Genomic DNA, 12,199 nt, shown 5'->3' with positions numbered 1-12,199 from the left:
CGTCGAAAATTTGGGGCTGGACGCAGCCGGCGTCGATTTCAATAAAAAAGGCGTGCAGGTCAACGACCGCTTGCAAACCACCCAGCCCCATATCTTCGCGGCCGGCGATATCTGCTCGCCGTATCAATTCACCCACGCGGCCGACTTCATGGCGCGCATCGTCATTCGCAACGCGCTCTTCTTCGGCCGCGCCGGGACCAGCACTCTGACCATCCCCTGGTGCACCTATACGGAACCGGAAATCGCCCATGTCGGGTTATACGAAAAGCAGGCGCAGGAGCAGGGCATCCCGGTCGACACCTTCACCCGGCAGTTGAGCGAAGTCGACCGTGCGATTCTCGAAGGCCACGCCGGCGGGTTTGCGCGCGTGCATGTGCGCAAGGGAACGGATAAAATCATCGGCGCCACCATCGTAGCGGCCAACGCCGGCGACATGATTTCGGAAATCACCCTGGCGATGACCCACAAACTGGGTCTCAAGCAGATCGCCGAGACCATTCACCCCTACCCGACCCAGGCAGAGGTCATCCGGCAAATTGGGGACTTGTATAACCGAACGCGATTGACACCTTTTGCCAAATCTCTTTTTTCGCGATTGATGGCCTGGCGCAGATGATCTCAAACGCTCAGGGTTTCCGAAAATGGCGGGGAAAATCCAACCAGGTTCATCATCAATGACACGGACCTGGATTTACCGGCGGCGCCGGCTTCCGGTTTGTCTGCAGGACGTATCCCTCGGGGCCTTGCACTGTCTCTGAACGGTTGCACAACCCACGCCGCGGGCGATTATCTGATTTGAGCTCCGGGCGGGATTTTCAAGGCTGGGCTTCCTTCGCCCGAGGGGCGATGGCGACGTCGATCCGGCGGTTGGCCGCACGCCCCGCGGCCGTTTCGTTGGACAGCAAGGGGCGCTCGGACCCGTAGCCGACGGCCGCCACCCTGTTGGGCGGCACGATATTGTTGGCGATCAGGTATTCCCGGACCGCCTCGGCCCGTTCCAGGGAAAGCTGCTCATTGACGGCCGTGGAGCCGGTGCTGTCGGTGTGGCCGGCAACCACCACGTCGGGGTCGTCGAAATTGCGGATGGCCTGCTGCACCTTGCGCAGCAGTTCATAGTTTACCGGCATGATCACCGCCCGGCCGACCGGAAACTTGATTCCCCGCAGCCGAATCATGAGGTAGTCGCCCTGGCGGTAAACTTCGGCCTCATCCTTGCGGAAAAAGGTCTGGATCTCGTTGAATTTCTGATCTAAGCGTTTCTCGGCCTCCAGCCGCGCCATGGCCTCCTGCTCCTCCCGGCTGCGACCCTCGAGATTGATCACCCGGGCACTGAGCTCATCCACCTCGTTTTTAAGGGACTCGGTTTTGGCGCTGAGATAGTCGCGGTTCTCTTCAAGCGCCTGGATGGAGCTGATGATGTTCTCCTGTTGGACCTGGAAGCTCTGGGCACGCATGTCGGGCGCCGACAGCTGGCGGGTGGTGCGCTGCAGCAGCTCCTCGACCCAGAGGGCCACCTCTTCGGGGTTCATCTCCTTGACCGCCAGGGCCTGGCGGGTGATCTGGAGCGCCCGGTTGGCATGAAAAAGGGCGTCCCGGGCCATCAGGTTCATCTTTTCGCTGGCATAGGGGTTCTGTGAGATGAAGCGATCGGCCTGATCGTATTTCTCGAAGGCCAGGGCGGTGGTTTGCGGGGCGTGTTTGCGCCCCGCAATGGCGTCCAGCTGAGATAGAAGCTCGCGCGCTTCCCCCAGGGCATCCCCCTTGATGGCCGCAATTTCCAGGTCGTGGTAGGCCGCCTTGACCCGCTCTTTGTTTTTGATGGCATACCCGAGGTTGTTCTGCTCGATGGCGCGCGTCAAGCGCAGGAAATCCGCTTCGGTGTCCTCGTAGGCCGCCAGCCGGGCGGCACCGGCCTTGCGGGCAGCTTCGCGGCTGGGCAACAGATCGGCCAGCGCCGTCCGGGACACGGCGGCCATCTCCTCGGCCTTGCTGAGATACTCCCGACCGCGGGCGACGGAATCGGCGATCTTGGAAACCGCCGCCTGCGCTTCGAAACCCCGGCGTGCATCCGCCAGCGCTCGGTCGGCTTTTTCAAACCAGCCAGGTGCCAAAATGTTGACCTGACGGTTGCGGGCGCCGGCAACCTCACCTTCGAAGGCCGCCACCAGCTCTTTGGGGTTGTCCACCATTGGCCGGGTGGCCGGGCCGGCGGCGGCACAGGCGCTCAGCAGGCTTCCGAGCGCCAGAACGCAGATCCATCGCAACGTTTTTTCTCCCGGCATAACGGGTCTCCTCCTCGGTGATCGGGATGTTGCCAAAGGCCGCAGCCTGCCCGACGGCCCGCCCGGGCCGCGCGCCGGCGCATGCCTTATGGTAGGCTGAAACTCAGAGCGAATCAAGAACTGCGTTTGAAGGGCCAAGCGCGGGCGGTCATCCCAGGCACCTGCCACTGCTGGCGCCGCCCCCTTCGCGTGCCGACCGCCCGGCGCGCTGGGGGTTTGACACCGGTGGCGCAACCTTTTATTAATGAATTTATTCGGTCATCAACCGCCAACCGCCGGAAGCGGCAGCGCACCAGCCCGCCGGCACCCTAATAGATGAAAGGAGCCCCCATGCCCGAAGATACCCACCGCAAGACCATCGGCTATATCCTCTGGCTTTTCGGTTTTACCGGTTCCCACCGGTTTTACTACGGCAAACCCATATCGGGCACGCTCTACTTCTTCACCCTGGGGCTGCTCTTCATCGGCTGGATCGTGGACCTGTTTCTGATCCCCGGCATGGATCGCCGGGCGGACCTGCGCTTCCAGGAGGGGCCCATCGACTACACCCTGGCCTGGATTCTGCTCACCTTTCTGGGCATTTTCGGCGTTCACCGCATGTACATGGGCAAGTGGCTCAGCGGCCTGCTCTACCTGTTGACCGGGGGCCTATTTCTGATCGGCTACGTCTACGACTACTGGACCCTGAACGACCAGATCACGGTTCTCAACAGCCGCCGATGAGGTGCTGAACGCCATTGCCGAACCGTTTCCAGAAAAACGGGCGCAGACCGCGCCACCCCATCGTCCGCGCCACCCTCTGGATGACCGGCACCCTGATCTCCTTCATGGCCATGGCCATCGGCGGCCGCGAGCTGTCCGCGGAGTTGAACACCTTCCAGATTCTTTTTTTCCGCAGCCTGATCGGGCTGGTGGTGATCGGCCTCCTGTTGCGGCCGACCGGCTGGCGGCGCCTCCAGACCGGCTGCTTCCGGCTGCATGCGGCCCGCAACATCGCCCATTTCGGGGGGCAGTTCGGCTGGTTTTACGGCCTTGCCACCCTGTCGTTGGCCGAAGTCTTCGCCATCGAGTTCACCGTACCGGTCTGGACCGCGATCCTGGCGACCCTCCTGCTGGGCGAGCGCCTGAGCCGGCCGCGGGTGACCGCCATCGCTTTAGGCATCGCCGGCATGCTGATCATTCTGCGGCCCGGGGGGGCGGTTTTCCAGCCCGCTGCCCTGGCGGTCCTGGGGGGTGCACTCGGCTATGCCCTCTCCCACACCCTGACCCGCAAACTGGCCCAGATCGACCCGCCGCTGACCATCATCTTCTACATGACGGCAATCCAGCTGCCCCTGGGGCTGGTGCCGTCGCTGGCGGGTTGGGTGACCCCGTCCCCAATGATGTGGCCCTGGCTCCTGACGGTGGGCCTCTCGGCCCTGACGGCCCACTACTGCATGGCGCGGGCGCTGAAACTGGCCGACGCCACGGTGGTGGTGCCGATGGATTTCATGCGTCTGCCGCTGATCGCCCTGGTGGGTCTGACGGTCTACGGCGAGCAGCCGGATGTCCTGGTCCTGGTGGGAGCGGTGGTGATGCTGGCCGGCAACCTGATCAACATTCGCGCCGAGCAGGTCAAAGCCGTCTGAGGAGGGCTCGGGGAAAGTCCAAAGTGGCCTGATTTCAATTATTTCATAGATTTTCCTTGACGCGCAGTGATTTACCCCTTACTATCCACTCACTGAACCACTTCCCCCCCCTCGACACACTTCCTGGAAACCCACGAAACCATCGTAAGCCCCGGAATTGATCCGGGGCTTTTTTATTGCACTGTTTTTCACCATCCAAAGGAACTTATGAATTCTAATTTCAACGCGTTCAATCTCCACCCCACCGTCGCCGCAGGCGTCACGGCGGCGGGTTATGTCCACCCGACCCCGATCCAGACCCAGGCGATCCCGCCGGTCATGCAGGGCCAGGACGTCATGGGGCTGGCCCAGACCGGCACCGGTAAAACGGCGGCCTTCGTGCTGCCGATCCTGAACCGTCTGCTGGCCGGCGGAAGCTCCCGCGGCCAGGTCCGGGCGCTGATCATCGCCCCCACCCGCGAGCTGGCCGAACAGATCCACCAGGCCATCGACACCCTCGGACGCGGGACCGCCCTCAAGAGCGCCACCGTCTATGGCGGGGTGGGGATCAACCCCCAGATCGAGATTCTGAAACGCACCGACATCGTCGTCGCCTGCCCCGGCCGTCTGCTGGACCATATCGGCCGCCGCACGGTGAACCTCTCGCACCTGGAGGTGCTGGTGCTGGACGAGGCCGACCAGATGTTCGACATGGGCTTTTTCCCCGACATCCGGCGGATTCTGAAGCATGTCCCCGCCAAGCGCCAAACCCTGCTCTTCTCGGCCACCATGCCGGCTGAAATCCGGAATCTGGCAAAGGACGTGCTGCATAACCCGGTCACCGTCCAGGTGGGCCTGACGGCCCCCGCGGAGACCGTCAGCCACGCCCTCTACCCCGTCAGCGAACACCTGAAAACCCCGCTGCTGCTGAAGCTGCTGGAAAACACGACCACCGAGTCGGTACTGGTCTTTACCCGCACCAAGCACCGCGCCAAGCGCCTGGGCGAAAAGCTGGCCAGTGCCGGTTTCCGCTCGGCCTCACTGCAGGGCAACCTCTCCCAGAACCGGCGTCAGGCCGCGCTGAACGGCTTCCGCGACGGGACCTTTCAGATCCTGGTGGCCACCGATATCGCTGCCCGGGGGATTGACGTCAGCCAGATTTCACACGTCATCAACTACGACATCCCCAACACGCCGGAGGCTTATATCCACCGCATCGGCCGGACCGGCCGGGCGGCCCGCAGCGGTGATGCCTTCACCCTGATCACCAGCGCCGACCAGGACATGGTAAGGGCCATCGACCGGGTGCTCGGCTCCCGGACCGAACGCCGCACCCTGACCGATTTCAACTACGCGGCCGCCGCCCCGCCAAAAGTCAACGACGGCCGGCGTCCCGAACGCCAGCCGGCGCGCAGCCGAAAGCCCGCGGCAAGCCGGGCCGGGCGATCGCACGCGGGCGCCTTTGCCTGGATGTCGCCTTCGGGGGCTGAAACTTCCAGCCGACGGCCAACACCAGGCGGCCGGACCGCGACCGCCCGCCAACCCGCACGCCAGCGCAACTCGCGGTAGAATAGCGCGGCCGGCCATTCCCGACAAACCGCTACGGGTGAACAGTTGACCGCCTACTGCCCTTCGGCTTGCTGAATCGGAAGCGGCGCCGTGGAACAAAAAAAATCCGGCGGGTCACTTTTTTTCTTAAATACGCTTGTTTTTTTTTTAAAACATGGTATTGAAAATGCTTAAGTAAAGGCTCGGGGTTCCACGAGCCGGTTTCTTACTGAAGGTGCACAAACCATTTGCCAAAGTGGCGACCTGCAGTCTGAAACTTAGAGAATTTTTTTTAACAAGGAGGAAGTCACCATGGCAGAAGGCGTAGTCAAGTGGTTTAACGACAGCAAGGGGTTTGGTTTCATCGAGCAGGAAAACGGTCCGGACGTGTTTGTTCATCACTCCGCCATCAACGCAAGCGGCTTCAGGTCTCTGAATGAAGGCGACCGCGTGAGCTTCGAGATCGAGCAGGGTCAGAAGGGCCCCGCCGCAGTCAATGTCACGGTGCTCTAACCCGCCAGTTCAAAATTAAAACAAGGCATTGCCTCCAGTCGGGGGCGATGCCTTTTTTGTTGCCCGAAATCGCGCCGCCCTGTGCCATTTTCTTCGATACAGTATCCAGAATGCTGCGGTGCTGGGGTTTGCGCATACCGTCATTTCAGGCGACAGGCCTCTTCGTAGGCCGTGTCCGGCGGCAGCCCGCCCCCCATCGCGGCCTGGGTGGCCAGTTGGTCGCAGCGTTCGTTGCCCGGGTTGCCGGCGTGGCCTCTGACCCAGATGAAGCGAACGGTGTGCTCCCGGCAGAGTGTCAGGAGCCTTTCCCAGAGGTCCGGGTTGAGGGCCGGCGCGCCGTTGCTCTTGCGCCAGCCATTGCGGCGCCAGGATTCGGCCCACCCCCGGTTGATGCCCTTGACGACATAGGCCGAATCGCTGTGGAGCACGACCGTGGCGGGCGCCGGAAGGGCCTCCAGGGCTTTGATGCAGGCCAGCAGTTCCATGCGGTTGTTGGTGGTTTTTCTGAAACCGCCCGCAAGCTCCGTGCGTTTTTCCCCTTCCAGAATCACCGCGCCGTATCCGCCGGGCCCCGGGTTGCCGCGGGCGCTGCCGTCCGTGTAGATGACCACCTCGCCGGCAGAGGCCGCCCTGGCGGCACCCTGGGGCGCCGGGGGCCGCGGCCTGACCCTGGCCGGGTGCGGCTGGCGGAGGAAGGCTTCGGCCTCGCGGCGTGTAGCAAACCCCCGAAAAACCGCCCCCGGGAAACGGTCGATCTGGAACTGAGCCCCATCGGGGCCGAACCACTTCTGGTAAATACCCGGTTTGCGGCCCTTGGCCACCGCATAGAATTTTTTCTTTTCGGACAACTGAAAACTCCTTGGCCCCGGGTCGTCACCCGCAGGACCGTTGTGGGCTGATATGCCGCCGGCCGGCGCGCCGGGGCCTCTCCCGCCCGTTGCGGCCCGCAACACCCCAAGCGGCTGGAGTTTTACCGCAAACGGCTGCGCGGCCGCGTGCTTTCCACAACCCGACTCGATAGGGAAGCGCCATGCCCCAAAACGCCGCCATCTCCCCCGGCAGCCCGGCCTTCATCCCCACCACCCCCCAGGAGGTCCGCCGGCTGGGCTGGTCGCAGCTGGACGTCATCCTGGTGACCGGGGACACCTATACCGATTCGGCCCACATCGGGGTGGCCGTCATCGGCCGGGTGCTGCTCGCCGCCGGCTACCGGGTCGGGATCATCGCCCAGCCGGACGTCCACAGCGCCCGCGACATCGGCCGGCTGGGTCAGCCGGCTCTTTTCTGGGGGGTCAGCGGCGGCTGCGTCGATTCCCTGGTGGCCAACTATACCGCCGGCGGCAAGCGGCGCAAAAGTGATGACCTCACCCCCGGCGGGGTCAACAACCGGCGTCCGGACCGGGCCGTGATCGTCTACAGCAACCTCATCCGGCGGTTTTTCAAAGCCACCCGCCCGATTGTCCTGGGGGGCATCGAGGCCAGCCTGCGGCGCATTGCGCACTATGACGGGTGGTCGAACAGCGTGCGGCGCGCGATCCTCTTCGACGCCAAGGCCGACCTGCTGGTCTACGGGATGGCCGAGCAGACCGTTCTGGAGTTGGCCGCCCGACTGGCCCGGGGAGAGGACATCCGCACCGTTCGCGGCATCTGCTACATCAGCCGCCAGCCCCCCGCAGCGATGCCCCAATTTCCGGGGCCGGACATCGAACTGCCGCCCCACCCGCTGGTGGCCCAAGACGACGACCAGCTGAGCGCGATGTTCCGCATCTTCTACGCAAACGCGGACCCGTTCACCGCACGCCGGCTCTACCAGCGCCAGGACACCCGCTACCTCGTCCAGAACCCGCCCCCGCCGCCCCCTTCCCCGGAGGCCCTCGACCGGATCTACGAGCTGCCGTATGCCCGCGACGTCCACCCCTTTTACGGAAAAGACGGCCCCGTCAAGGCCCTCGAGACCATCCGCTTCTCCCTCACCTCCCACCGCGGCTGCTACGGCGAGTGCCGTTTCTGCGCCATCGCGGTCCACCAGGGCCGGCACGTCGTCTCGCGCAGCGAGGACTCCCTGCTGCGCGAGGCGGCCGGATTTGCGCGGCACCCGGCCTTCAAGGGGATCATTGCCGATGTGGGCGGCCCCACGGCCAACATGTACGGTTTCGAGTGCCGCCGCAAAACGCACCAGGGCGCCTGCCGCGAGAAGAGCTGCCTCTTCTCCGCACCCTGCCGTCACCTGCCGGTCCACCACGGCCGCCAGATCCGACTGCTGGAGGCCCTGCGCCGGCTGCCCGGGGTGCGCAAGGTCTTTGTGGCCTCCGGAATTCGCTACGATCTGATCCTGCAGGACCGCGAAGCCGGCGCCCGCTATCTGGAGACGCTGCTGCGCCACCACGTCTCCGGGCAGCTGAAAATCGCCCCCGAGCATGTGGCCGCGCCGGTCCTGGAGCTGATGGGCAAACCCGGCCAGGAATGCCTGAAGGCGTTCATCCAGCTGTTTCAGCGCCTCCGGCGGCGGCAGCGCCTGCCGGCCTTTCTGACCTACTACCTGATGGCCGCCCACCCCGGCTGCAGCCTTGCGGACATGCACCAGCTGCGCACCTTCGCGGTCCGCAAGCTGCACCTGCTGCCCGAGCAGGTCCAGATCTTCACCCCCACCCCCTCCACCTGGTCCACCCTGATGTACCGCACGGGAAGGGACCCCTTCAGCGGGCGGCCGATTTTCGTAGAGAGAAACGCGGCTAAAAAGGCCCAGCAGAAGGCCGTTTTACGGCGAAAGGCTTGAGGCGCAGCCGAGCCGACATCCTGCAAGTGGCCCTACAACAGCGGCATCAGGTGCATTTGGGCCTGAATCCGCCGGGCCCGCTCCCGGACGTAGCTGTCGGGCCGAAGGGGCGACAGACGGTGCGGGTTGGGCAGGACCGCCACCAGGAGAGCGGCCTGGCGGGGGTTCAGACGGCTCGCGGATATCTTGAAATAGCGTTGGGAAGCCGCTTCGGCCCCCATCACCCCCGGGCCCCAGTCCACGGTGTTGAGATACATTTCCAGGATTCTGCGCTTGTTCCAGAAAAGTTCGATCAGGGTGGTGTAGTAGGCCTCCAGGGCCTTGCGCAGGACGCTGCGCACCGGCAGCAGGTAGACCGTTCGGGCGGTCTGCATGGAAATGGTGCTGGCCCCCCGCACCCGCTGTTCGAAGAGGATGTCTTTGGCCGCCTTGCGGATTTCAACCAGATCGAACCCGTGGTGCTCAACGAAGCGCTGGTCTTCGGCGGCCAGCACGGCCCTGCGCAGGTGCGGGGATATTTTTTCGATCGGCTGCCAGACCCGGGCGGGCGGGCGGTAGGGTTTGGCCTTGATGCGCTGGCGAATGTGCTCCCAAAGAACGCTCACCGTGGTCGGCGGGTTGACGAAGCGCAGGGCCGCCACCTGGAGGATCGTCACCAGCAGCAAGCCCCCCAGCAGCCAGGCCAGCGGACGGACCAGCCTGCGCAGACGCGGGGGACTTTTTGGGCGGCGGGGAGCGGCTGCCATCCCTGGCTCCTTCTGATTCAGGGCATCGCTGATGACCGCCGGTTGATGCGGTCGGGCTCAAAGCCCCTTAGCACGATTCCCGGCATCTGGCAAAATCCCGGGCCACCGCGGCGGCCGCCGGCTACCAACATAAGGCCGCAGCAGCCGGCCCGGGGGCGCGGGGAAGTTCCCGTCAATACCCCTCAGACCTTAATCCGCCAGCAGCGGTGGATGGTCTTGCGCTTGCTGCGGTAGTCTTCGGGGATGGTGGCGGCGGTGATCTCGCTCACCGCGGTGACCGCCAGCCGGTCCATGGCGGGGATGAAATCCTGGTGATTGGTGGAGAACCAGATGGTGCCGCCGGGGCGCATCACCGCCACAACGGCGGCCAGCAGCAGGGGGTGATCGCGCAGAATGTCGAAATCCTCCCGCCGTGCGCGGGTGGTGGAATAGGACGGGGGGTCCACCAGCGCCAGATCGAAGCGCTGCTGCCGGCGCCAGGCGGTTTTCAGAAAATCGGACGCGTGGGCCTGCACCAGGCTGTTGCCAGCTTCGGGGATAACGTTGAGGGCCATGTTTTCGCGGGTCCATTGGATGGCGCTTTCGGCCCGGTCCACCGACACCGTGGTGCGCGCCCCGCCCCTGGCCGCATAGCACGAGAAGGTGCCGGTGTAACAGAAGAGGTTGAGAAAATCCTTGCCTGCCGACGCGTCCCGGACCATCTGGCGGGTGTTGCGGTGGTCGGAAAAAAGACCGGTATCGATGTAGTCGTAGGGGTTCACGTAGAAGCGAAAGTCTCGCTCTGTGACGACGATCTTGCGATTGGTGAAGTCCAGGCGCCGGTAGCGCCGGCCCCCCTGGAAGCCCGCGCGCCGCTCCTTGAGGTGCAATTTTTCGCGGGGCACGCCCAGCGCCTCGGCAACTGCGGCGCCCATCAGCGGCAACCACTCGGGCGTGGACTGTGTGCGGGTGTATTCCCCGATCACCAGATGCCCGCCATACCAGTCCACCACCGCCCGAATTTCCGGGATATCCCAGTCGTAAAGCCTGAAGACCTCGATGTTCTCCCGCGCAAAGCGCTTGCGCAGGTGGCGGTAGCGCTTGACCACCTTGTTGGCCAGCATCGCGGCCTGGCGCCGGTAGCGGTCGGCCACCCCGGGGTCCGCCGCCTGTCGCCGGGCCTCAGCCATGACCCCGCGGCCCCTTTTGCGCCCCTTGGGGCACGGAGGCCGCCGCGCCCGTCCCGCGATCGCTCGGCGCCGTCAGCAGCGCGTGGCATTCGCGCAGCCCGGCGATGATGTCGATCCCCTGGGGGCAGGCCTCCTCGCACTGGCCGCAGGCGATGCAGCCCGCGGCCGTTTGGCCGGCGTTGCTCACCTGGGTGTACATGATCCGCGCCCAGCGGTGGCTGCCGAAGACGAAGCCGTCGTTGTAGAGCGCAAAGATGCGCGGGATGTTGACCCCCTCCGGACAGGGCTGGCAGTAGCCACAGCCGGTGCAGGGCACCCGGATGCGCTCGCGGTAGCAGGCGCGCACCCGGTCGATCAGCGCGTGCTCCTCCGGCAGCAGCGAAGCGGGCAGCGCTTCCCCGGCGATGCGGCAGTTTTCGTCCAGCTGCGCGCGGGAGTTCATCCCGCTGAGCACCACCCCGACCTCGGGGCGGTCCCAGACCCAGCGCAGGGCCCACTCGGCCGGGGTGCGCTTGACCCGGCCGGTCTCCCAGAGGGCGCGAATATCCTCCGGCGCCTGGGCCGCCAGCGCACCGCCGCGCAGGGGCTCCATCACCACGATCCCCAACCCCTTGGCGGCGGCGTAGGCCAGCCCTTGGGTGCCGGCCTGGGTTTCCTCGTCCATGTAGTTGTACTGGATCTGGCAGAAATCCCAGTCGTAGGCGTCCACGATCTCCTTGAAGACGTCCAGTTCGTCGTGGAAGGAGAAGCCCGCAAAGCGGATGCACCCGTCGCGGAGTGCGCGCTCCAGGAATTCCAGCACGCCCAGCCCCGCCAGCTTCCGCCACCAGTCGGCTTTGAGGGAGTGAACCAGATAGCAGTCGATCCGGTCGGTGCGCAGCCGCCGGAGCTGCTCGTTGAGAAATTGATCGAAATCCTCCCTCCGCTCCACCTGCCAGGAGGGCAGTTTGGTGGCCAGGATCACCTTCTGCCGCAGGGCGCCCTGCAGCACCCGGCCGACGAACGGCTCGCTGGCGCCCCGGTGGTAGGGGTAGGCGGTGTCGACATAGTTGACGCCGCCCTCGATGGCCGCCTGCAGCAGCCGGGCGGCGTGGGCCTCATCGATGCGGCCCTCGTCGCCGCCGATCACCGGCAGACGCATACAGCCAAAGCCCAGGGCCGAGACCCGGCAGCCGGTGCGGCCCAAATAGCGGTATTGCATGCCACACACCTCCTCACCCGCCCTGGCGGACACCGGTTTCAAAACCGGGGGACTTAACCGGGGGTTGGGTGATTTTTCCGATTCCCTCCGCCGGCCGGTGGCAACGGCCCCCGCCCTGCAAACCGGCGGCACCCCGCGGGGGCCCTGGCCTGCGCCGCCCGGCCTATGCCTCAGTCGCCCTTGAAGCCCGCAACCAGGGCAGCGATCGCCCGCTCCTTTTCGGCATCGACGGCCCTGGGGGCAGGGCCCTGCAGGATCTCCTGCAGACGCCGGCGGGCGCGCGCCAGCAGATCGCTGCGGCCCTCGGCGGCCCACTTCTCGTATCCCTGGCGGCAGAACAGCCCGGGCCGCCACTGG

Annotated in this window: 12 protein-coding genes; 6 read left to right on the top strand and 6 right to left on the bottom strand. The window is 65.1% G+C overall.

The window, feature by feature from the left end; translation table 11 throughout:
• Positions 1-616: FAD-containing oxidoreductase (locus LJE63_04040; protein MCG6905773.1), on the top strand; the 616-nt coding region annotated here is incomplete at its 5' end.
• 199 nt (positions 617-815) lie between these two features.
• Here the strand turns inward: LJE63_04040 and LJE63_04035 are convergent.
• Entirely contained in the window at positions 816-2,282 is a 1,467-nt protein-coding gene (locus tag LJE63_04035; protein ID MCG6905772.1) for an OmpA family protein, read from the bottom strand.
• 330 nt (positions 2,283-2,612) lie between these two features.
• Between LJE63_04035 and LJE63_04030 the strand changes: the two genes are divergently transcribed.
• The 4 genes from LJE63_04030 (at position 2,613) to LJE63_04015 (ending at position 5,950) form a co-directional block, all read left to right on the top strand.
• A complete protein-coding gene (locus LJE63_04030) occupies positions 2,613-3,005 on the top strand; it encodes a TM2 domain-containing protein (protein MCG6905771.1) in 393 nt (130 codons plus the stop codon).
• A gap of 14 nt (positions 3,006-3,019) precedes the next feature.
• Positions 3,020-3,910 (top strand): DMT family transporter, encoded by an 891-nt coding sequence (locus tag LJE63_04025; GenBank protein MCG6905770.1) that lies wholly within the window; start codon positions 3,020-3,022, stop codon positions 3,908-3,910.
• A gap of 207 nt (positions 3,911-4,117) precedes the next feature.
• Positions 4,118-5,458: a DEAD/DEAH box helicase gene (locus LJE63_04020; GenBank protein ID MCG6905769.1), complete on the top strand. Its 1,341-nt coding sequence runs from the start codon at positions 4,118-4,120 to the stop codon at positions 5,456-5,458.
• A gap of 291 nt (positions 5,459-5,749) precedes the next feature.
• Positions 5,750-5,950, top strand: coding sequence for a cold-shock protein (locus tag LJE63_04015; GenBank protein MCG6905768.1), 201 nt, complete (start codon positions 5,750-5,752; stop codon positions 5,948-5,950).
• 140 nt (positions 5,951-6,090) lie between these two features.
• Here LJE63_04015 and rnhA read toward each other — a convergent pair whose 3' ends face one another.
• Positions 6,091-6,798 carry a ribonuclease HI gene (rnhA, locus tag LJE63_04010; GenBank protein MCG6905767.1) on the bottom strand — a complete coding sequence of 236 codons (708 nt, stop codon included), beginning with the start codon at positions 6,796-6,798 and terminating at the stop codon, positions 6,091-6,093.
• A gap of 182 nt (positions 6,799-6,980) precedes the next feature.
• Here rnhA and LJE63_04005 point away from each other — a divergent pair, with 182 nt between their 5' ends.
• Positions 6,981-8,726, top strand: a complete 1,746-nt coding sequence (locus LJE63_04005) for a YgiQ family radical SAM protein (protein ID MCG6905766.1) — start codon at positions 6,981-6,983, stop codon at positions 8,724-8,726.
• 32 nt (positions 8,727-8,758) lie between these two features.
• Here the strand turns inward: LJE63_04005 and mtgA are convergent, their stop codons facing one another.
• From mtgA to LJE63_03985, 4 genes are all read right to left on the bottom strand, one after another.
• A complete protein-coding gene (gene mtgA, locus LJE63_04000; GenBank protein MCG6905765.1) occupies positions 8,759-9,472 on the bottom strand; it encodes a monofunctional biosynthetic peptidoglycan transglycosylase in 714 nt (237 codons plus the stop codon).
• 182 nt (positions 9,473-9,654) lie between these two features.
• Positions 9,655-10,641: a class I SAM-dependent methyltransferase gene (locus tag LJE63_03995; GenBank protein ID MCG6905764.1), complete on the bottom strand. Its 987-nt coding sequence runs from the start codon at positions 10,639-10,641 to the stop codon at positions 9,655-9,657.
• The gene (locus LJE63_03990; GenBank protein MCG6905763.1) at positions 10,634-11,842 is read right to left on the bottom strand and encodes an aldo/keto reductase; all 1,209 of its coding nucleotides are present in this window, start codon (positions 11,840-11,842) and stop codon (positions 10,634-10,636) included. Before LJE63_03990 ends, LJE63_03995 begins: the two co-directional genes overlap by 8 nt.
• A gap of 170 nt (positions 11,843-12,012) precedes the next feature.
• The coding region (locus tag LJE63_03985; protein ID MCG6905762.1) for a trimethylamine methyltransferase family protein at positions 12,013-12,199 on the bottom strand (187 nt) is incomplete at its 5' end.

It is taken from the genome of Desulfobacteraceae bacterium (assembly GCA_022340425.1).
GTDB lineage: Bacteria > Desulfobacterota > Desulfobacteria > Desulfobacterales > JAABRJ01 > JAABRJ01.
Note: the sequence above shows the minus strand (reverse complement) of the source record. Positions and strands in the feature narration are given on the sequence as shown.